The 22,708-nt window shown below is 34.6% G+C and carries 18 protein-coding genes and 1 rRNA gene; 13 read left to right on the top strand and 6 right to left on the bottom strand.

The features are described from left to right. The first annotated feature begins 188 nt into the window (after nt 1–188). A 5S ribosomal RNA gene (gene rrf, locus NAT50_RS07605) occupies nt 189–297 on the top strand. Nucleotides 298–716: 419 nt separating this feature from the next. Here rrf and NAT50_RS07600 read toward each other — a convergent pair. Beyond that, entirely contained in the window at nt 717–1,997 is a 1,281-nt protein-coding gene (locus tag NAT50_RS07600; protein WP_250592620.1) for a UDP-N-acetylmuramoyl-tripeptide--D-alanyl-D-alanine ligase, read from the bottom strand. Between the two features lie 66 nt (nt 1,998–2,063). Beyond that, entirely contained in the window at nt 2,064–3,785 is a 1,722-nt protein-coding gene (gldJ, locus tag NAT50_RS07595) for a gliding motility lipoprotein GldJ (RefSeq protein WP_250592619.1), read from the bottom strand. Between the two features lie 199 nt (nt 3,786–3,984). Between gldJ and porU the strand changes: the two genes are divergently transcribed. The 9 genes from porU to NAT50_RS07550 all read left to right on the top strand — a co-directional run bounded on the left by porU (nt 3,985) and on the right by NAT50_RS07550 (nt 15,798). Further along, nucleotides 3,985–7,818 (top strand): type IX secretion system sortase PorU, encoded by a 3,834-nt coding sequence (gene porU / locus NAT50_RS07590; RefSeq protein ID WP_250592618.1) that lies wholly within the window; start codon nt 3,985–3,987, stop codon nt 7,816–7,818. Nucleotides 7,819–7,855: 37 nt separating this feature from the next. Further along, nucleotides 7,856–9,028: a type IX secretion system outer membrane channel protein PorV gene (gene porV / locus NAT50_RS07585; protein ID WP_250592617.1), complete on the top strand. Its 1,173-nt coding sequence runs from the start codon at nt 7,856–7,858 to the stop codon at nt 9,026–9,028. A gap of 70 nt (nt 9,029–9,098) precedes the next feature. Continuing rightward, nucleotides 9,099–9,581, top strand: a complete 483-nt coding sequence (gene cdd / locus NAT50_RS07580) for a cytidine deaminase (RefSeq protein ID WP_250592616.1) — start codon at nt 9,099–9,101, stop codon at nt 9,579–9,581. A gap of 127 nt (nt 9,582–9,708) precedes the next feature. Then, on the top strand, nt 9,709–10,707 hold the full coding sequence (gene pdhA, locus NAT50_RS07575) for a pyruvate dehydrogenase (acetyl-transferring) E1 component subunit alpha (protein ID WP_250592615.1): 999 nt from the start codon (nt 9,709–9,711) through the stop codon (nt 10,705–10,707). A gap of 5 nt (nt 10,708–10,712) precedes the next feature. After that, complete coding sequence (locus NAT50_RS07570) at nt 10,713–12,329, top strand: pyruvate dehydrogenase complex dihydrolipoamide acetyltransferase (protein WP_250592614.1); 1,617 nt, start codon at nt 10,713–10,715, stop codon at nt 12,327–12,329. 69 nt (nt 12,330–12,398) lie between these two features. Next, a complete protein-coding gene (locus NAT50_RS07565; protein ID WP_250592613.1) occupies nt 12,399–13,382 on the top strand; it encodes a M28 family metallopeptidase in 984 nt (327 codons plus the stop codon). After that, a complete protein-coding gene (locus NAT50_RS07560; protein ID WP_250592612.1) occupies nt 13,372–14,055 on the top strand; it encodes an SDR family NAD(P)-dependent oxidoreductase in 684 nt (227 codons plus the stop codon). Before NAT50_RS07565 ends, NAT50_RS07560 begins: the two co-directional genes overlap by 11 nt. 35 nt (nt 14,056–14,090) lie before the next feature. After that, nucleotides 14,091–14,687, top strand: coding sequence for a SprT-like domain-containing protein (locus NAT50_RS07555; protein ID WP_250592611.1), 597 nt, complete (start codon nt 14,091–14,093; stop codon nt 14,685–14,687). A gap of 49 nt (nt 14,688–14,736) precedes the next feature. Further along, complete coding sequence (locus NAT50_RS07550; protein WP_250592610.1) at nt 14,737–15,798, top strand: mannose-1-phosphate guanylyltransferase; 1,062 nt, start codon at nt 14,737–14,739, stop codon at nt 15,796–15,798. A gap of 40 nt (nt 15,799–15,838) precedes the next feature. Here the strand turns inward: NAT50_RS07550 and NAT50_RS07545 are convergent, their stop codons facing one another. The 3 genes from NAT50_RS07545 to NAT50_RS07535 form a co-directional block, all read right to left on the bottom strand. Next, nucleotides 15,839–16,606, bottom strand: coding sequence for an ABC transporter ATP-binding protein (locus NAT50_RS07545; protein ID WP_250592609.1), 768 nt, complete (start codon nt 16,604–16,606; stop codon nt 15,839–15,841). Nucleotides 16,607–16,608: 2 nt separating this feature from the next. Then, nucleotides 16,609–17,358 carry an MlaE family ABC transporter permease gene (locus NAT50_RS07540; RefSeq protein ID WP_250592608.1) on the bottom strand — a complete coding sequence of 250 codons (750 nt, stop codon included), beginning with the start codon at nt 17,356–17,358 and terminating at the stop codon, nt 16,609–16,611. A 124-nt stretch (nt 17,359–17,482) separates the two neighbouring features. Further along, entirely contained in the window at nt 17,483–18,334 is an 852-nt protein-coding gene (locus NAT50_RS07535; RefSeq protein ID WP_250592607.1) for a glycosyltransferase, read from the bottom strand. 59 nt (nt 18,335–18,393) lie between these two features. Between NAT50_RS07535 and NAT50_RS07530 the strand changes: the two genes are divergently transcribed. The 3 genes from NAT50_RS07530 (at nt 18,394) to NAT50_RS07520 (ending at nt 21,798) form a co-directional block, all read left to right on the top strand. Continuing rightward, on the top strand, nt 18,394–19,506 hold the full coding sequence (locus NAT50_RS07530; RefSeq protein WP_250592606.1) for a glycosyltransferase family protein: 1,113 nt from the start codon (nt 18,394–18,396) through the stop codon (nt 19,504–19,506). Next, nucleotides 19,506–20,270: an FkbM family methyltransferase gene (locus tag NAT50_RS07525; RefSeq protein ID WP_250592605.1), complete on the top strand. Its 765-nt coding sequence runs from the start codon at nt 19,506–19,508 to the stop codon at nt 20,268–20,270. Before NAT50_RS07530 ends, NAT50_RS07525 begins: the two co-directional genes overlap by 1 nt. Before the next feature lie 64 nt (nt 20,271–20,334). Further along, nucleotides 20,335–21,798, top strand: a complete 1,464-nt coding sequence (locus tag NAT50_RS07520; protein ID WP_250592604.1) for a lipopolysaccharide biosynthesis protein — start codon at nt 20,335–20,337, stop codon at nt 21,796–21,798. A 326-nt stretch (nt 21,799–22,124) separates the two neighbouring features. On the opposite strand, the gene NAT50_RS07515 is transcribed toward NAT50_RS07520, so the two are convergent. Continuing rightward, a complete protein-coding gene (locus NAT50_RS07515; RefSeq protein WP_250592603.1) occupies nt 22,125–22,601 on the bottom strand; it encodes a hypothetical protein in 477 nt (158 codons plus the stop codon). Between the last annotated feature and the right edge of the window lie 107 nt (nt 22,602–22,708).

Here is a 22,708-nt window from a genome sequence, read left to right as displayed (position 1 = left end):
GTCATAGTCGAGTAGTACTAATAACCCGTAAGCTTATTGTATGAGCCGTTGCCTGAGAATATCGAAGGCACGGCTCGAAATTCTTTCCAAGTTGAATATTTATCTCAATATGTTAAAATATTATTTTAATTATTAATGATTACAAGTCATTATTTAGTTAAAAAGTTGCCTAAAGCAACTAACGACCTTAAGGTGGTTATTGCGGCGGGGCTCACCTCTTCCCATTTCGAACAGAGAAGTTAAGCCCGCCAGCGCAGATGGTACTGCATTTTGTGGGAGAGTATGTCACTGCCTTTCTTTTAAAAAACCCTTCATTACACAATGAAGGTTTTTTTGTTTTAAATATATTACTAGAAATTTATCTTGAAGAAATACTCCAGTGTATTTTGATAGGTTGTATTCCTTCTTTATCACTCCTTACTTTAAAAACCAGTATCCAACGGTTATGTTTAGTTTTATGAACCCTATTTGATTGTAGGATAGCTGAAAAATTTGTAAGGAATTATGTGATAGATCTTTATTTCTTACTTTAAATCATTGAAATCATTCTTGAATAGGTATTATATAACGGATTTTAAAAAATTAAATAGAACGTAAATGATTTGTGTTTCTTACATTTTATTTCTTCGATTAAAATGAATTATAAAGCGAAATCAGATTTATAAGTTTATTATTTCAAAAAAGGCTATCTCTTCTGAGATAGCCTTATCTTTTTGCTATAGTAAGTCTAAAGCTCTTTCTAGAGCCATGCCACGAGATCCTTTAATGAGTATAATTGAATTTTTGGGCTTGTTTTGATGTTTTTTACTGAAGTCATCATAGTTTTCAAAAAACAATAAATGATTTTCTTCTGTTCTGTTGGAAAAAAAATCTTTTCCTATAAAGTAGAATGTAATATTTGTCTCTTTTTTTGCGTTTTCTACAATTTTCTTGTGTTCACATAGACTTTCGTTTCCTAACTCAAACATATCTCCTAAAATCGCAATTTTAGAATCTGAATCGAGTTGTAAAAAATTGTTCAGTGCAGCTGCCATACTTGAAGGGTTGGCATTGTAGGCATCAAGAATTATTTGATTTGATCCTTTGTTAATAAGTTGGGAACGATTATTGGAAGGTATATAATTTTCTATAGCCTGTTTTATATCCTCTTCATGGATATTGAAGTATTTACCAATTGTTATTGCAGCATTAATATTGTTTGCATTATATATTCCAATAAGATGCGATTGGATACTTTGGTTTGAGAATTCAACCTTAACAAAAGGATTGGCTGTAATTGATTTGATTAAAATGTTTCCTTTGTCCTTTGTTGAAAAACCATAGGTAGTAATATGTTCTGTTTTTTCAACCTGGATAGGGTCATCTAGGTTGATGAAAACTGTTTTTTGGTTCTCTCGTAAGTAGGTGTAGAGTTCACTTTTACCTTTTATAACTCCTTCAACACCTCCAAATCCTTCTAAATGAGCTTTTCCAAAATTGGTAATGTAGCCAAAATCAGGTTCAGCTATAGCACAAAGTTGTTCAATTTCTTTTTGGTGGTTAGCACCCATTTCAACAATTCCAATATCGGTGTTTGCATCAAAAGAAAGTAACGTTAATGGTACTCCAATGTGATTATTTAGATTTCCAAGGGTTGCTTTTGTTTCATATTTTTTTGAAAGCACTGAATAAATTAATTCCTTAGTGGTGGTTTTTCCGTTACTTCCTGTTAAGGCAAGTATTGTTAAACCCAATTGTTTTCTATGGTAATTGGCTAGATCTTGTAATGTCTTTAAGCTGTCTCCAACTAAGATCATTTTTTCTGGGTCAGTGAAGTAATTTTTATTATCAATAATAACAAATAGTGCTCCTTTTTTTAAAGCTTCTTCAGCAAAGGTATTGGCATCAAAGTTATCCCCTCTGAGAGCTACAAATAAAGAATTAGGTTCTATTTTTCGTGTGTCTGTAGAGATAGACTCACATTGTAAAAAACATTGGTAAATTTCTTCTATTTTCATAAGACGAATGTACTAAAAAATAAAGAGCCCTAAAATAGGGCTCTTTATTTTTATATGAAAGTATAATTAATTTCTAGGTTTTTTCTTGAAATCAGATTTTGGACCTACTCTAGACATAGCACATCTAAATCCAATATAGTCTGTTGCAATATCTTGGTGACAATATCTTCTTGTTGCAGGATCTAACCAATAAGCTCTATCTTTCCAAGAACCACCTTTGTAAACTCTTACATCGTTTCCGATTAAAGTTGTTCTTTTTTGTGATTTGTCGAATTTACGATCCATTTTTCCTGTTGTATCTTTAGATACTTTGTGGATTGGTGAATCATACATTCTCTTTTTATCTGATACTTTAACATCAGCATCATCTCCATTACCGAAATCAAAGAAACGAGTTGATGATTTGTCTCCATCTCTGTAATCGATATTGTTGCTTTGAGAGAAGTTTTGTCTTAAATAAGTTTCTTGCTCATCAACTGGTACTTGAACGATTTCTCCTGGTTTGTTTCTAGCAATGATTTTTCCGTTACTTAAAGTATCGTATTTGATAGTCTCAGAAGTTACAAACTCAACTCTGCCTTCGTTGTCAATTTTATTTTTTGTATAAACGTTTCCACGGAAGTAGTTGAAATCATTAGCTTCATCATCTACGATTGGTCTGTAAACATCTTGAACCCACTCAGATACGTTTCCTGCCATGTCATATAAACCGAAATCATTTGGTTTGTATGATTTAACGGCTGCAGTAATATCAGCATTGTCATCTGACCAACCTGCAATTCCTCCGTAATCTCCTTTACCTTGTTTGAAGTTAGCCAATTGATCTCCTCTTGTGATTCTGCTTCCAGAACGAGTGTATTGACCTTTCCAAGGATATTTCTTTTGACCTTTGTAGATGTTGTATTCTCTATTTCCTACATCGGCAGCAGCAGCATATTCCCACTCTGCTTCAGTTGGAAGTCTGTATTCAGGTAATAAAACACCTGAAGTTTTTTGTGCGTATACATTTTGAGGTCCATCAGCACCTATTGAAGTTGTATCTGCTGCTTTAGATTTTTTAGATTTACCAGCAGCACGACCTAATGGTTTTTGTAAAATAATTTCTTCATTTCCACCAAAAGAAGTAGAAGGTGAAACTAAATAAGCTTCAGTATCAAAAGTGTTATTTGCATCAACATCAACCACTTTTGCACCTTTTTTCATGTAACCTTCTCTTTCTAAAATTGCTTCATTTACACGGTTTGTTCTCCATTTAGCAAATTCAGTAGCTTGAATCCAGTTCACACCAACAACAGGGTATTGCGAATACGCAGGGTGTCTCAAATAGTTGTTTGTCATGGTTTCGTTGTAACCTAATCTGTTTCTCCATACCAAAGTGTCTGGTAATGCGCCTTCGTAAATATGACGATAATTTGGATCAGATGGAGGAAAAACTCTTTTCAACCAATCTAAATATTCCATGTACATGATGTTTGTAACCTCAGTTTCATCCATGTAGAACGATTGAACGTGTTGTTGTGATGGAGTATTATTCCAATCATGCATTACGTCATCTTGAATTTTACCCATAGTAAATGTTCCTCCTTCAACCAAAATTAAACCAGGAGCAGTTTCTTGCTTGGTGAAATTTGAGTTGTACTGGAAACCTCCGTTAGGGTCATTGATTTTCCAGCCTGTTGCTGAAGAAGTGTTCTTCGAACTTGACTTTTTACTACAACTAGTAGTAAATCCTAACAGTACCATCATCGATAAGAGTACTCTTACTGCCATTGTTTTGTTTACTTTCATACTTTCAGTAGGTAATTATTTTTGTGGTGCAATATAAGAATTAACCATAAAACTGCAACACCAAATGATTAAATATTTAAAAAAATCTTAAAATTTGCATCGTAAACTACTTGTACATAACGTTTCAGTGTATTTTATATTGTATAAATGGTTATTTTTACCCTCTTAAAAATACTGACTTTATCGATTGTCTTTAAGTATGAAACATCTTTTAACATTTTTTCTATTCTTATTTTGTCAATTCCTTTTCGCTCAAGAAGATAATTCTATTGTAATTGAATGGAAGGAAGCGCCTTATAAGTTGAATGATAGATATCAATTTCAAATTCCTTTTTTTAATGCTGAGAACTTTATTTATAATGATGTAAATAAAACGATTACTTATAGTAAATCCATAAAGACAAACTTTCCTATTGATGAAAATTCGATTAGGGTTGAAAATGTTGTATTTGAAGATGTTCCATCGACTAATTTAGGAGAGCTTTCTAAAAAGCTTATTCCTGAAAAGTTGACAGTCAAAATTGAGAATTCCTATGCTCGTGAGGAATTGAAAGTTCTTCTGTCTTTTAGTCCTATTATCAATAGTAATGGTGTTTTTAAAAGAGTAAAAAGTTTAAATTATTTTTTCGCACCGAAGAAAGATGTACAACGAAATAGAATGTTATCCGTTTCGGCGGTTTCTAATTCGGTTCTGAGTTCTGGTGTGTGGAAGAAATTCTATATTCAGAAATCGGGTGTTTATAAAATCACAAAACAATTCCTTAAAGATTTAGGATTCAATACCAATGTAGACCCCAAAACCATCAAACTTTATGGAAACGGAGGAAGAATGGTACCGTTATTGAATTCCATTGATTATCCAAATGATTTAGAAGAAAACGCTGTAGAATTTGTTGGAGAAGAAGACGGCGTTTTTAACGATAGTGATTATATTTTGTTCTATGGTGAAGGTTTTGATCGATGGAGTAGTGAAAATCAAACACACCTTAATTTATATGCGGAAAAAACGTACTATTATATTACTTCATCTTCCGGAAATGGTAAAAGAATTCAACAGCTGGCGGAACCTAACCTTGCCCCCGATAATGTATATTCGGTATTTGATGATTATCAGTTTCATGAAGTTGATAAGGTTAACATAGTTAAATTGGGTAGAAAATGGTTTGGAGAAGAGTTTCGCATTCAAAATGAACAGACGTTTCAGTTTAATTTTCCTAATTTGTCTTCTGGAACACCAGTTAAAGTATATGTTAGCGGTGCGGCTTCTGCTGTGGTAAATACTTCTTTCGCGGTAAAAGGAAACGGACAAGATCTTGGAGTAATATCTTTTAACGCTATCAATGCGGATGGACCTGTTTATGCAAATGGGAATCAAAATTCTTTTTCCTTTAATCCTAGTTCAGGAAATATTAATGTGGCTGTAAAATTCAATAATGGAGGTGTACCGTCTGCTAATGCGTATCTGGATTATATAAAAGTAGAGGCAAAATCCAATTTGAGAGGCTACGGGAAACAGTTTGTGTTTAAAGTAAATGAAGTCGCAACAAATGTGGGTGTTTGTGAGTATCAAATTAGTAATGCTTCTTCTGTAAGCAAGGTTTGGGATGTTACGGATATTTATAATATTAGAGCAAAAAATAACAACGGACAAAGTCAATTTTCTGTCTTGGCCGAAATGGGAGAAGTAAGAGAGTATGTGGTTTTGGATAATACTGATTTTTATACTCCTTTAAGAGACAATAACTCTAGTGTTACGAATCAAAATTTGAAGGGAGAAATTTTTAAAGACTCACAAGGCAATTTTAAAGATGTCGATTATCTTATTGTGACTCCGCAGTTCTTGTCTAGTCAGGCAGAGAGATTAGCCAATTTGCATCGAACTAAAAATCAGTTGAATGTAAAAGTGGTTACTTTAGATAAAATTTATAATGAATTTTCTTCTGGAAAACAAGATATTGGAGCTATTCGCAATTTTGTGAAATATGTATATCAAAATGCTTCAGAACCAAGCAAAAAAGTAAAATATCTTTGTCTTTTTGGGGATGCTTCTTTTGATTTTAAAGACAGAATTCGTGATAATACTAATATTGTACCTATTTTTCATTCCTTAGATAGTTTTTCAGTTGTGTCTTCATTTATTTCAGATGATTTTTTTGGTATGATGGATGATAATGAAGGAGCAATGATTTATTACCAAGGAGTAGATGTCGCAGTGGGGAGAATTTTAGCCTCAACTTTATCGCAAGCAGAAGAAATGGTAACCAAAGTGATAGATTATTATGACGAAAAATCGTTAGGCAAATGGAGAAATAATTTGGTTTTTTTGTCCGATGATGTTGATAAAGTAAGTGATGCAAGTTTAGAGAGTGTTCTGGATGATTTGGCTAATACCATTACAACGAACAAGCCGTTTTTGAATATAAAGAAGATACATACAGACGCTTATGTGCAGGAAACTTCTTCGGGAGGGCAACGATATCCGAAAGCTAAAGAAGAATTTATAAGTTCGTTTGCGCAAGGGGCTTTGGTATTTGATTATTTAGGTCATGGAGGTGAAGATGGTTTGGCGCAGGAACGTTTGTTTGAAACGGTCGATGCTAAAAAACTTTCCAATAGATATAAATATCCATTGTTTATTACTGTTACTTGCGAATTCACTCGTTTTGATAATCCGATGCGTGAAACAGCTGGAGAATTTACCTATTGGAATCCCAATGGTGGTGCTGTTTCAATGGTAACAACTACACGACAAATTGGTCAGTCTACCGGAGAAAGCTTCAATCAAAGATTCGCACAATATTTATTCTCGTACGGTTCTAATAATTATGTTAGCATAGCTGAAGCAGTTAGAATCACTAAAAACGCTATGATGAATTCTGGGAATAATGTTGTTTTTTATATTGGTGATCCTGCTTTACAACTAGCTATTCCAAGACCTAAAATAAAATTAACAAAAATCAATGATGTTCCAGTGGCCTCAGTAACCGAACCTCTCAAGGCCTTGAGTTTGGTGAAATTATCTGGAGAAATCACCGATGAGTTTGATAATTTATTGTCAAATTATAAAGGAGAACTATCGGTTAATATCTTCGATAAAGATATAAATCGAACTACTTTGGGTAATGATTATATAGCTATCGGAGGGGTGGTGTACAAAATGCCATTCAAAGTGCAAGGAGAAACTATTTTTAGAGGAAATGCTTCAGTGAATAACGGATTGTTTGAATTTAGTTTTGTAGTGCCTAAGGATATCAAAATAGCAGAAGGCAATGGTAAAATAAGCTTTTATGCTAAAAATTCAACTGTCATAGAGGATCACACAGGGTATGATACTTCTCTGAAAATAGGAGGGGTAAACACAAATGCTGCTACAGATAATACTCCGCCAAGAGTTCGACTGTATATGAATGACGAATCATTTGTTTCTGGTGGTATTACTAATGAATCACCATTGTTTTTGGCTTTTTTAGAAGATGAAAACGGAATTAATACAGCAAGTGGAATCGGTCACGACATCATTGCCTATCTCGATGGTGACGAAACCAAGCCTTATGTGTTGAATGATTTTTATGAAACAGAATTAGACGATTATACGAAAGGAAAATTGAAGTTCCCTTTTCAAAATTTAAGCCCGGGATTACATACCGTTACATTTAAAGCTTGGGATGTGTACAATAATTTAATTGTTTCTGAGTTACAATTCTTAGTGGTAAGTGATGAAAAAATTACGCTAACTAATGTTCTCAATTATCCTAATCCTTTTGTGAATTACACGGAGTTTTGGTTTACCCACAATAAACCTTTTGAACCTCTTGAAGTTCAAGTTCAGGTCATGACCATAACAGGTAAAATTGTTTGGAGTAAAAAGGAAATGGTTACTACAGAGGGATTTACCTCTAGAAACATAACTTGGGATGGTCGGGATGATTTTGGTGATAAAATTGGAAAAGGAGTTTACGTTTATCGATTGACCGTCAAGTCGACGCTCTCTAATAAAAAAGTTGAAAAATTTGAGAAATTAGTGATACTTTGATAAAAAGTATATATTTGTTGAATATTTTGAAAATATAATGAGAAAATTAACCTTATTGATTACTGGGCTTTTAGCTTATATGAATGCTTCAGCTCAAAATGAAAGACCAATTACTACAGGAGTTCCTTTTTTATTAATTTCTGCCGATGCTCGTTCTGCGGGTATGGGAGATAGTGGGGTAGCGACATCTCCGGATGCTTTTTCGCAACAGTTTAATCCTGCCAAATACGCCTTTTCATTAAAAAAACAAGGATTCTCGGTAAGTTATACACCTTATTTGACAGATTTGGTTAATGATATTTCATTAAGTCAGGTGACTTATTTTAACCGTTTTAACGAACGTAGTGCTTTTGCTGGAAGTTTAAGATATTTTGGTTTGGGAGATATAGAACTGACTGATGCAGGAGGGACGTCTCTGGGTTCGGTTAAGCCTAACGAATTGGCATTCGACCTATCGTACTCTTTGCAATTAAGTGATCAATTCTCAATGGCTGTAGCCGGAAGATATATTCGTTCTAATCTGAAAATTCAATCTGCTTCAGGAGACGCTTCTGCAGCTAATAGTTTTGCTGTTGATGTGGCAGGATATTATGAATCTCCAGAGGTAGCATATGAAAATTTTAATGGTCGTTGGAGAGCAGGATTTAATTTCCAAAATCTTGGACCAAAAATTTCTTATGATGGCGATATTGAGAGAAGTTCGAACTTTTTACCGTCTAATTTGAGATTAGGGGTGGGTTTTGATTTTATTTTCGATGAGTACAATAAAGTTACTCCAACTTTAGAGTTCTCGAAACTTCTAGTTCCAACACCGCAAGTTGTTACAGATGCTAACAATGATGGATTTATTGATGGTCCAGAATATCAAGCTGCAGCGGACAAGTATAATAGTGTAGGTTGGTTTTCAGGAGTGTTTAAATCTTTTGGTGATGCGCCAGATGGTTTCAAGGAAGAATTGAAAGAAGTAAACTACGCAGCTGGGTTAGAGTATTGGTATCAAGATTCATTTGCTATGCGTTTAGGATATTTTAACGAAAGTAAAGATAAAGGATCGAGAAAATTTGCTACTTTAGGAGCAGGTTTCAGATATAATGCTATTAAAATTGATGCATCTTATTTGTTCTCAATGGCAAGAGTTAAAAACCCGTTAGAAAACACATTGCGTTTTTCATTAACGTTTAACTTCGGAGATGACTACGATCAATACTAAGAATTATAAATAATTAAAAACGAATCCAAATTTCAATATTGAAATTTGGATTTTTTTTCCCTTATAAAGTATGAAAGAAATTAAAATTGACACTAAGATCTTGGTTTTTCATTCAATAGAAGAGTTGTTTGTGGAAGATAAAGATTTAATGCGTAAAGCGGTAGAGGTAAGGAAAAATGCATATGCTCCTTATTCTAAATTTAAAGTTGGAGCGGCTTTATTGCTTGATAACGGAGAAGTGGTTGTTGGTTCTAATCAGGAAAATGCAGCGTATCCTTCGGGATTGTGTGCTGAAAGAGTTGCTATTTTCTATGCTGGAGCTAAATATCCAGGAGCTAAAATTATCAAAATAGCAATCACAGCAGGCGCAACCGAATCGGTTACGGAAAAACCAATTCCTCCATGTGGTGCCTGTAGACAATCTATTTTTGAGTATGAATTTAAACAAGAAACACCAATAGAGATATTTTTTATGGGAGAAACTGGTGAAGTCTATAAATCAGACTCTATTCAAAATTTATTGCCGTTAACCTTTGATAAAAACTTCTTATAAGTATAAAAAGTCGTTATTTAATTTTATCAATTATTCGGAATGTCTTACTTTTGCTCTTCGCAAATTTGTGTGAGGTCAATATTTTGCGTTCTATCAAATAATTACACACAATACTTTAGTAAATCGCATGAAAGAAGTAACAAAAGAAGTCCTTTTAAAGTGGTATGAAGATATGCTGTTTTGGCGTAAATTCGAAGACAAATTAGCTGCACTTTACATTCAACAAAAGGTTAGAGGTTTTTTACATTTATATAATGGTCAAGAAGCTGTTTTGGCAGGGGCATTACATGCCATGGATTTGTCAAAAGACAAAATGATTACAGCTTATCGTAACCACGTTCAGCCTATTGGTATGGGAACTGATCCTAGAAGAGTAATGGCAGAATTGTTAGGAAAAGTTACCGGTACATCAAAAGGTATGGGTGGATCAATGCATATTTTTGATAAAGAACATGGGTTCTACGGAGGACACGGTATCGTAGGTGCTCAAATTCCGGTAGGTGCTGGTATAGCGTTTGCAGATAAATATTTCAATACGGGTGGTGTTACTTTGACTTATTTTGGAGATGGTGCTGCTCGTCAGGGTTCTCTTCATGAAGCGTTTAATATGGCTATGAACTGGAAATTACCAGTGGTGTTTATTGTTGAAAACAATGGATACGCTATGGGAACATCTGTAGAAAGAACGGCTAACCACACCGATATTTGGAAATTAGGTTTAGGGTACGAAATGCCTTGTGGTCCAGTAGATGGAATGAACCCAATAAAAGTAGCGGAAGCAATGCACGAAGCGATTGACAGAGCTCGTCGTGGTGACGGACCAACTTTCCTTGAAATGAAAACGTACCGTTACAGAGGACACTCTATGTCTGATGCACAATTATATAGAACCAAAGAGGAGGTAGAAGAATACAAAAAGATTGACCCTATCACTCAGGTTTTAGACATGATCAAAGAAAATAATTATGCTACTGATGCGGAAATCGAAATCATCGATCAGAGAGTGAATGATTTAGTGGCAGAATGTGAAAAATTCGCAGATGAATCTCCATTCCCTGAAACGCAACAATTATATGATGTAGTGTACGAACAAGAAAATTATCCATTTATTCCTCATAAATTATAATCAGTATGGCAACAGTTATAACAATGCCACGTTTGAGCGATACTATGACGGAAGGAACCGTAGCAACATGGCTTAAAAAAGTGGGTGATAAAGTTAAAGAAGGTGATATTCTTGCAGAAATTGAAACCGACAAGGCAACGATGGAATTCGAGTCTTTCAATGCAGGAACTCTATTATATATTGGTATTGAAGCAGGACAATCGGCACCGGTAGACTCATTACTAGCAATTATTGGTAATGAAGGTGAAGATATTTCAGCTTTACTAAATTCTGGAACTACTCCAAAAGTAGCAGCAGAAGCAACTCCTGTTGTAGAGGAAAAAGCAGTGTCTGCTCCTCAAACAACTTCGTCATTACCGGCAGGGGTTAAAGTAGTAACGATGCCGCGTTTAAGTGATACAATGACTACCGGTACAGTAGCTACTTGGCTTAAAAAAGTTGGAGATGCTGTAAAAGAAGGTGATATCTTAGCGGAAATCGAAACTGACAAAGCAACAATGGAATTCGAATCTTTCAATTCGGGTACCTTATTATATATTGGTGTTGAAGAAGGAGGTTCTGCTCCAGTAGATAGTATTTTGGCAATATTAGGGCCTGCAGGTACTGACGTGTCGGCTATTGTGGCTGGTTTTAAAGCAGGTGGCGATTCAGTAGTTGAAGCCCCTAAAGAAGAAAGTAAACCTTCGGTAACAACAAATACAGTTTCGACTCCAATTTCTGATGCACAAGGAAGAATTTTTGCTTCGCCTTTGGCTAAAAAAATAGCACAAGAAAAAGGAATCAATCTATCTCAGGTAAAAGGATCTGGTGAAAACGGAAGAATCACTAAAGCCGATGTAGAAAACTTTACACCAGCGGTAGCTACAACTTCAGCAGCACAAGCAGTGGCGCAAGCTACGTCTACTGTTGCAGCGGTTAAACCATTTGTTCCTGCAGGTGAAGTATTCCAAGAAGAAGTGAAGAACTCTCAAATGCGAAAAGTAATTGCTAAACGTTTGGCTGAGTCGAAATTTACTGCACCACACTATTATTTAACGATCGAGTTGGATATGGATAATGCCATTGCATCGCGTAACATGATCAACGGTTTACCAGAAACAAAAGTTTCGTTTAACGATATGGTGATTAAAGCGTCTGCTATGGCTCTTAAAAAACACCCTCAGGTGAATTCGCAATGGAAAGACGAAGCAACTGTAATTAATCACCATGTTAATATTGGTGTAGCAGTAGCTGTAGAAGATGGTTTGGTTGTTCCAGTATTGAAATTTACAGATCAGATGAGTTTGACTCAAATTGGTACTTCTGTAAAAGATATGGCAGGTAGAGCAAAAGCTAAAAAAATCCAACCAGCAGAAATGGAAGGTAGTACATTTACTATTTCTAACTTAGGAATGTTTGGTATCCAGTCATTTACTTCTATTATTAATCAACCTAATTCTGCCATCTTATCGGTAGGAGCAATTATTGAAAAGCCAGTGGTTAAAAATGGTCAGATCGTCGTTGGAAATACCATGACGGTGACTTTAGCTTGCGATCACAGAACTGTTGATGGTGCAACAGGAGCGCAATTCTTGCAGACGTTTAAAGCGTTTATGGAGAATCCTGTGACAATGTTAGCATAATAGTTAAATTTCATATAACAGAATCCCATCTTTTAGATGGGATTTTTTATTTTTACATAAAATAGCTTTATGAAACGTATTATAAGAATTACTCTTTTTGTTTTTGCAATAGTTTTTGGTACCCATCTGTCGGCGCAGGATAGTGCGGTGTCTTCTCCTAAACTAGATACCCGCTCAAACTCGTTGTCATCGGAGGAAAGTATTACAAAGACATTGTTTTTTCTGACGTCTGATGAAACCAAAGGAAGAGAGCCCGGAACACCAGAAATGGAAAACGTGATGGTTTATTTGGAACAGATTTTCAAAGAGCACAACGTAAAACCTTATTATGAGACATATCGTGATAAATTATCCAATTACGATATACCGGCGTATAATATCGTTGGGGTTATAGAAGGTAACGACCCGAAGTTAAAAAATGAATACGTTGTAATTGGTGCTCATTATGATCACATTGGAAAAGCAAGTGATATTAATGGTGATATTATTGCTAATGGAGCAAATGATAATGCTGTGGGCACAACCGCAGTCACAGAACTTGTGAAATATTTTGGAAAAGCAAAGACGAATAAAAGATCGGTAATTTTAGCATTATTTACGGCAGAGGAAAAAGGTTTACTAGGTTCTAGACACTTGGCTCAAAACATGAAAAAAGCAGGAGTTAATGTTTATTTTATGTTTAATTTTGAAATGATTGGAGTGCCTATGCAAGGTAAAGACATGTTGGTCTATATGACAGGAATTACCAAATCTAATATGGCTAAAAAAATGAACGAATATGCTGGCGAAAAATGGGTTGGTTATTTGCCTGCCGAAACACGTTATCAGTTATTCAAAGCCTCAGATAATTATCCTTTTTATCAGGAATACAATATACCGGCACATACTATTTCAACTTTCGATTTTGAAAATTATGAATTTTATCATCATGCCGACGACGAATGGGATAAAATGGATGTAAAACACATGCAAAAAGTTATTAATACTTCTATTCCCGTTTTAGAAAAAATGATTAATGCCCCAGAAAAAGAAATTCAATTAGATGGAAACTAAACATATTATTATTACTGGAACTTCACGTGGTATTGGTTTTGAATTGGCTTTGCAGTTTGCCAACGCCGGACATAAGGTTCTGGCCATATCCAGAAAAACACCACAAGCTTTACTAGGACATTCAAATATATCATGTCTTTCAATCGACCTTAGTATCGAGGAAGATTTAGAGAAGGTAACTCAATTTATTGAGCATACTTGGAAAAAAGTAGATGTTTTGATTCATAATGCGGGTGTTTTACTGTTGAAACCTTTTGATCAAATATCAGCAAAGGAATTTGAAGATATTTATAAAGTGAATGTTTTTGCAGTCGCAAATCTGACCAGATGCTGTATTCCTTATTTACAAAAGGGCAGCCATGTTGTTACGGTAAGTTCTATGGGAGGAATCCAAGGAAGTATGAAATTTGCGGGATTAGCGGCTTACAGTTCTAGTAAAGGAGCCGTAATTACTTTATCAGAATTATTGGCCGAAGAATATAAAGAAAAAGGTGTTGCATTCAATGTATTAGCCTTAGGTGCGGTTCAAACAGAAATGTTACAGGAAGCTTTTCCTGGCTATCAAGCGCCTATTTCGGCAAAAGAAATGGCAGACTATATTTTCAATTTCGCATTGACTGGAAACAAATACTATAACGGGAAAGTGTTACAGGTAAGTTCAACTACCCCATAATTGGGTAGAGGATCCAATACGAGTAAACGGCAATTATGAGCGACGTACTATACAAATACCTTCCAGAGCATTCGGTTTCACTGTGTTTCGAATTGATAAAATCGAATCACGTGCATCTGAAAATTGTCAATGAACGAGTAACGCGTCACGGCGATTATCGAAGAGATGGTAGCGGAGCACATATTATTACGGTGAATTATTCGCAAAATAAATATCGTTTTTTAATTACACTCGTTCATGAAATTGCACATTTGGTAGCCTTTGAAAAATATGGAAGGCATATAAAACCACATGGGGAGGAGTGGAAGCTCACTTTTCAACGTTTAATGGTTCCTTTTATCAGACCTGAAATTTTTCCACATCAGTTATTGTCTTTAGTGGCAAGACATTTCAGAAATCCTAAAGCGAGTAGTGATACCGATGCTACTTTGGCTTTGGCTTTGAAACAATTTGATCCGGAAAACGATAAAAATTATGTTTTTGAAATTCCTTATGGTAGTACCTTTAGAATTCACAACGGGAAAATTTTTAAAAAAATAGCCTTGCGTACCAAGCGTATTGAATGTTTGGAATTGGCAACCGGAAAAGTTTATTTGTTTAATCCAAATGCAGAAGTTGAGTTGCTGAGTTAAAATTTATCTTTGTAACTTAGCGGGCTTGTTACTTTGTGACTCAAATATTATGAATAAAAATTATTACGCAATAATAATGGCCGGTGGAGTAGGTTCACGCTTTTGGCCAGTTAGTACCTCTGAATTTCCGAAACAGTTTCACGATATGCTTGGAACTGGGGAGACTTTAATTCAGAAAACATTCACTCGTTTATCTCAGATAATCCCACAGGAAAATATTTTAATTTTAACCAATGAAGTTTACAACGACATTGTGTTAGAACAATTACCGATGGTAAAGCAAGAACAGATAGTTCTAGAACCAGCCATGCGAAATACAGCACCTTGTATTTTGTATGCTTCGTTAAAAATTAAAAAGTTGAATCCGAATGCTGTCGTGGTGGTAGCTCCATCAGACCATTGGATTGAGGATGAAATTCAGTTTTGTGCCAATTTGCAGCAGTCCTTCAATTTCTGTGAGCATGATGAAAAATTAATGACTTTAGGGATTTTACCTACTTTTCCGAATACGGGTTATGGATATATCGAATTTGATAAGTTAGACACTCGTCCGGTTAAAAAAGTGAAGCAATTCCGTGAAAAACCAGATTATGCCACGGCGCGTAAGTTTATTCAGAGTAGAAACTTTTTGTGGAATGCAGGTATTTTTGTGTGGAGTGTTTCATCGGTACTTAAAGCCTTCGAAGAGTTTCAACCCACAATGTTTGCTCATTTTATGAATGGGTATGAGTTTTTCAATACAGAAAAAGAAACCGCTTTTATCAAAGATAATTATCCGTTGGCTCAGAATATTTCGGTAGACTATGCTATACTAGAAAAAGCACAAAATGTATACGTATTGCCCGCGACTTTCGATTGGAATGATCTAGGGACTTGGGGATCTTTGTACGACAAATTGCCTAAAGATGAGCAATATAATGCAGTAGTGAATGCTTCGGTATTTTTAGAAAACGCTTCGAATAATATCATTCGTACTGAAGGAAAAAAACTCGTGGTTATTGATGGTTTAACAGATTATATTGTAGTTGATAAAGAAGATGTACTTTTGATTTATCCTAAGAATAAAGAACAAGATATAAAAGCTGTAGTGGCTAAGTTAAAAGAGCAATAAAAAAAAAGAGGCTATTTCACTTTCGAAATAGCCTCTTTTTTTATAATCCTTCTTTTAGAACCGCTTCTCTGACTTTTTTAAATAATTCCGAAGAATATACAAAATCCGTTACGGCTTCATTGTCGGTTTTAAAGATTTGTGTTTTATCACCTTCCCAAGCTTTTAATCCATTTTTAAGGAATACGATTTTATCACCAATTTCCATTACAGAGTTCATATCGTGTGTATTAATCACAGTGGTAATGTTGTATTCTTTAGTAATTTCCTGAATCAAATTATCAATTACAATCGCCGTTTTAGGATCCAGTCCCGAGTTGGGTTCATCACAAAACAAATATCTAGGGTTGTTTACAATAGCTCTAGCAATGGCAACCCTTTTTTGCATACCTCCTGAGATTTCAGAAGGTTTTTTCGTATGTGCATTAACCAGATGAACTCTATCGATCACAAAATCGACACGTTCTTTAATCTCTTTTTTGGTTTTGTTGGTAAACATCTTCAAAGGGAATCCAATATTCTCTTCAACGGTCATGGAGTCGAACAAGGCACTTCCTTGAAAAACCATCCCTATTTCTGTTCGTAGTTCGCGGCGTTCATCGTCGGACATATCCGAATAAATTCTGCCGTCAAAAGAAATGGTACCACTATCTACCTGATGGATTCCTAGTAATGATTTTAAAAAAACGGTTTTTCCAGAACCGGATTGTCCTATGATCAGATTGGTTTTTCCAGCATCTAAAGTAGTCGAAATTCCTTTTAATACCATTTGGTCGCCAAACGATTTTTTGATGTCTTTTACTTCTATCATACTTATTTAGCTAAAAGGAGTTGTGTTAAGATATAATTCACTAAAATTATCACTACCGATGTCCAAACGAAAGAAACTGTGCTGGCTTTTCCTACTTCCAAAGCTCCACCTTTCATGTAGTATCCGTGAAAAGATGGGATGGTAGCGAGGATAATGGCAAAAACAAAAGTTTTTATGAAAGCATAGGTTACGTGAAACGGAATGAATTCGGTTTGTATTCCCGTCATGAATTCGCTTGGTGAAGCAAATCCTCCATAAACGGCCGCAATCCATCCGCCTAAAATACCTAAAAACATACTAATTCCTATCACAAAAGGATACAATAAGAGAGCCACTAATTTAGGAAATACCAAATAGTTTAGAGAATTAACTCCCATTACTTCCAACGCATCAATTTGTTCTGTTACTCTCATGGTTCCAATACTAGAAGTAATGAAAGATCCCATTTTACCGGCCATAATGATGGAAATAAAGGTAGGGGCAAACTCTAAAATTACCGATTGTCTGGTGGCAAATCCAATTAAATATTTAGGGATTAACGGATTGGTTAAATTTAACGCTGTTTGTATAGATACAACCCCTCCCACAAAGAAGGAAATGAAACATACAATCCCTAAGGAATCAATAATTAGGTCGTCAATTTCTTTGAAGATAAGCGTTCTCATCACCGACCATTTGGTTGGTTTTTTGAAGATCTCTTGCAACATTAAAAAATATCTTCCTATTTGCGAGGTATATCGAATTAACATCATTTACTTTTCAGTTTTGCTGCTTTTGTTCGTTAGAATTGGGTTTAAATGCCAATAGTGAATAAATATTTGGTAAAAATAACATAAAATATTGACAAAAATAAGATGGTGCTTGGCTATCGTATAATTAACTGAAAATCTTTGCCTTCATTTTTTTCCATCGGTAGGCTTTCACAAATTTGGCTTGCTCCGGTGTGACTAACATGGTTTTCTTTTCGGCTTTGGCTTTCCAAAAACCTCGAATGTAGTCTATAAACAATAGTGGTTTACCTTTTCGCATAGCCAGTTTTAGAGACGCAATGGCAGTGATAAAAAAACCGTAGCCCAGGGTGTAAAAAGCTTCGCCTTGTTTGTATCGGGAAGCTTTATTGTAATTGGCTCCCGTAGGTTTCAAATGTTTTACTTGCAGAGAGGCATCGGTAATCACTTTCCAACCATAAAATTTAGAAAGCAATTCGTCAACGGTGTCCCAGCCCATAGCCGGTTTAAGTCCACCTATTTGTTGAAAACAAGCTTTTCGGTAGGCTTTAAATGCTCCTCTGATATGGTCTTTGTCGGTTAGGTTTTCAAGAATCCATTCTCCGTTTTTTTCGATGTAGGCAAATCCGCCAGCCATTCCAATTTTTTCGTCACTTTGAAAATGAGCAATAATCGTTTCAAAATAATTGGCTGGAAAAATTAAATCAGAATCCCCTTTCACCATGATATCATATTCGTCATCCAAAGTAGCTAATCCGGCCTGAAATGCCTGAATCACTTTGCTTCCCGGTAAATGAATGGCATCGGATTTTTTTTCTACTAAAGAAATCCAAGGATGTTCTTTGGCAAAATCAGTCACAATCTGAGCCGTTTTGTCAGTAGAATTGTCGTTAACAATTACCGCTTTTTTGGGTAATACCGTTTGATTGGCAAGGGATTCTAACGTGAGACCGATGAATTTTTCTTCGTTATGTGCAGGAATGACAATATAATAGTTCATTGTTTCGAGTAAGTATATACAAATATCTTTATTTTTGTGGGATTAGAAAAATGATTGCTTTGAAAAAGAAACAAATTGCCTTTATCGAAATGGAAACGCATTCGGCGTTACTGGAACAGTGGTATTTGTTGTTAAAAGATATGACGTTTGTCGAGTATCATTTTTTTGTGAGTAAGAAGGTGAATGATAAACTAACTAGCATACCCCAATATAAAATTTCGGAGATTCCTTTTGTAGATGGGGTAGATTTTTCAGGTTTTGATGCTGTAGTGGTGAATACCATGCATCGTAATTTTGAACAGTACCAACGCTTATTGCAAGATAAACCTGTTTTATGTTTGATCCACAACTTAAATTTCAGTCTTTTTTTTGAAACGATAAGTTGGAAGAATGTTTTAGAAGAGAAACAGCGATTCACTTATTTTTTAAAATTGTATATCAAAGAGAAAGTCGCTTCCCGCAGAAAAATAATTTTAGGAGCAAAACAATTAGGCGTCTTATCGCATTCTTTATTAGAGGAAATCAAAGGGAAAAGTTCTTTGTCAGGAAAAACACAAGTCATTCAGTTGAATTATTGTCATCATTTTAGCTTTAACACTTCCAATACTATCCAAATTGTGATCCCTGGAAATGTATCGAACAAGCGAAAAGATATCAACTTGCTTTTTGACCTTTTACCACAATTACAACCGCAAGAAAAACTTCATTTTACTTTTTTAGGAAAACCTGAAAACCATAAAATTTCGAAGCAACTCGAATTTTTAAAGGAAAATTGTCATCAAAATATAACACTTTCCTATTTTGACCGATTTATTCCGTGGGAAGAATACAGTGGTCGCATTGCCGAAGCTCATTTGTTATTATGTCCTGTAAAAAAAGAGACCTCATTTTATTGGGTTGATGAAGTTTATGGAAAGACCAAAGTAAGCGGAAGTGAAGGCGATTGTATTTATAATGGTAAGATTGGCTTGTTTCCGACTACTTATCCCAAAATGGATTGGCACAATTGGTATTATGAAAATGGCGATTCGTTACGTACCATCTTAAACACACTTACCTTTGAGCATTTAGAATCGGAATACCGAAAACTAGAGCCTTTCGTAGAAAAATATGCTTTTGAAAAAGTAAAAAAAAGAGTAGAAACACAATTGATTAAACTAACCGAAATATAATGTTAAACATCTTAATCCGATGGGCATACCGCTATTGGCCAGCCTTGTACAAAAAAAGATATTATAAAACTTTAGGTTCTTTGACGACCGGGAATTACAAATGCGAACCTGAGCTTTTGTATATTCATCAGGTTCTTAAAGACGATTCGGTTTTTGTAGATATAGGAACCAATAAAGGGATTTATTTGTATCAGGCTGAAAAAGTAATTCAGAACGGAGCAATTTTCGGATTTGAACCCAACCAAAGTTTGGTAGATTATATTAAACCGCTTTTTCCAAAAGTAAAATTGTTTCCTTTGGCTGTTTCTTCCAATACTGGAACTTCCGTGTTGCACATTCCTAAAAAAGGGAACGGATTGCAAGACACCAGAGCGTCATTAGAAGAGATGGGTGAAGGGGTAGAGAAGATAGAAATTAGAACCATTACGTTAGATGATTGGGCAAAACAAGAAAACATCACTAAAATCGATTTGGTTAAAATTGATGTCGAGGGGCATGAATTCGATTCAATTAAAGGTTGTGAACAGATTTTAAAAACCCTTAAACCTATTTTTATCATCGAAATTGAATTGCGTCATGCGAACTATCCAATCCATGAAATTTTTGATTTTATTACCGGATTTGGTTATGATGTATTTTACTTCGATAGAAAGACGTTATATTTAAAACCTTTTGAAGTATCGCAAATGGCTGAATTTCAAAAAGACGAGTATTTGAATGATTTTAATAAATACATTAATAATTTTATTTTTATTCCGAGATAGTTATCATAGGCGTGTATCATAATTGATTATCAGAAGGGAACGTCACCACTTACCATTCAAAAAAATGAGCATAGTAGCAAGGCAAAGTTTAAAATACAGCATCGTAGGTTATTTTAGTACGTTAATTGGCATTTTGTCGACCGTATTCTTATATCCTAACGATTTGGAATTTGCAGGAAAACTACAATTTGTCTTCCAAACCGCCTTACTTATTTTGCCTGTGGTGGCTTTGGGAATCATGCATGCAAACGTGCGTTTTTTTCCTCAAATGTCAGCCTCCAATAACCAACAAAATCTGTTTAAATTTTCGGTAGTATTTATTCTCTTCAATTTCTTATTGGGAGTAGGCGTATTGTTGGTAGCCGTTTTATTATTGCCTCATCTGAAAATGACCGATTTCTGGCAAATGAGTCAGTATATCCTTCCGGTAGCTTTGCTGTTGGCTTTGATACAATTGACTTCTAAATACATATCTATCAAAAAGCGAATTGTTGTTCCTAATATTTTTGAAAATGTTTTTCCCAAAATAGGAATGTTAGTTGGTTTTTCAGTGTTAGTGTTTTATGGTTTTCAGGAAGAAAATGCCATTCTGCTGTACATCGGTTTTTTTGTGTTGGCACTATTTGGGATGTTGTTTTATCTGAATCGATTGGAAAAAGTTTCCTCTAAGATTAATTTCTCCTTTCTGAAAAAAGACGCCTTCGGCAAAGAATTGATTGAGTATTCGTTTTATACTTTTTTAGGGAGTATGGGCTCTGTAATAGCACTCAATATAGATACTTATATGATTGGAGAAATGTTGAGTTTTTCCGAAGTTTCTATCTATAATACATCCTTAAATTTAGTGCGAATGATTACCGTTCCTGCTTTGGGTGTATATACGATTTCGGCTCCGATCATAGCGGGGTATATCGCCGAAAACAAGCTAAAAGAGTTACAGGAACTGCATCATAAAACTTCTTTTTACCTTTTTACGATTGGTGCGGTGTTGTTTGGTTTGGTTGCTGTTGGTATTGAGGATTTGTTTGCATTAATGAAAAACGGAAACGAGTTACTCAAAGGACTCAATGTAGTTTATATCATGGGATTCGCGTTGTTGTTTGATTTGGCTACCGGTTTTAACGGTTATATTATCTCCAATTCTAAATACTATAAATTCAACAATACAACTACGATTGCTTTGGCTTTACTTACAGTTTCCACCAATCTTATTTTCTTGTTTTGGTTCCGTATGGGGATTGTTGGTGTATCATTGGCAACGGCGCTTTCATTGACCATTTACAATCTTATCAAGATTGTTTTCAATTACAGGAAGTTTGGTGTACACCCTTTTAGCGCAAAATATTTGTATGTATTAGGGGTTTTACTGTTAGTATTGTTTGTGGGCAAAGTATTACCTGATTTTGAAAACAAGTTTGTAACACTCTGTTATAAACCTTTAGTAGCTTTAGTAATCTTTGCGCTCGGGAATAAGGTTTTTAATATAATTTCGATCAAAGAAATAGTGCCGAAATCATTGTTTAAATAGTTTTTAACTTCAAAGAACTAATGCGTTCTGAATAGCATAAAATTAAATAATCGATAACAAACCGAAACAAAAAAAGCTCCTCAGAGAGAAGCTTTCCAACGTTTTGTAAACGGTTTTTTGGGATAGTGTCTATAAAAATAGTTAGTGAGATACTTCCTTAATTTATTAAGAGTTTTTGTCAAGAAACTTTATTAACTTTTTATATAATTTTATTATCAAAAACAAGATAATTGAACATATTATTAATATTAATAAACTAATAAAAGAATCAGAAAAATAGTTGACATCATATTGTGTTTTTGCTTCAAAGATATTATTTGCCATGATTATAAAATATAAGTTCCAAAAATTTGCCCAGTTAATTTATTAATTTTTAATCTAAAATGTCTTTCTTTTTCAAAAATTGTTCCTACACCTCCTTGAGTTACTGATACTGAGAGCATACCTATAATATCGATGGTTACAATGTTTTCATCGATAGATACTGAAAATTCTTTTTGATTCCAATGTCTTCCTAAAGTCATGCCTTCAATGTCAGATGTAACATTTAGAAATTTATAAGGATCGAGTTCTTGTTTTACCCTTATGCTTAGATCAAAAAAAATTGAAATATCTAATTTAGCTATTGATAATTTTTCATTTGGGTTTTGTTGAATATAACTTAGTTCAAATGTTTCAGTGCCTTTGGTTTCATCTAAATAATTTTTAAACTCATTCACACTATTAAAGCTTAAAGAATTTGATGCATCTAAATTGTTATTGAAACTAAATGTAGCATTGTTTAATCTCGCCAAATCAATCAATTGTTTAATGAATTCTTTTGAAGTAATACTAAAATTACCTTCTTAGTCTAAATGTAAAGAAAGATATTCTTTTACATTGTTATTAATTTTTTCCATTCTTGTTGAAT

Source organism: Flavobacterium luminosum, assembly GCF_023635005.1.
GTDB classification, from domain to species: Bacteria; Bacteroidota; Bacteroidia; order Flavobacteriales; family Flavobacteriaceae; genus Flavobacterium; species Flavobacterium luminosum.
This window is presented reverse-complemented; position numbering and strand designations above follow the sequence as displayed.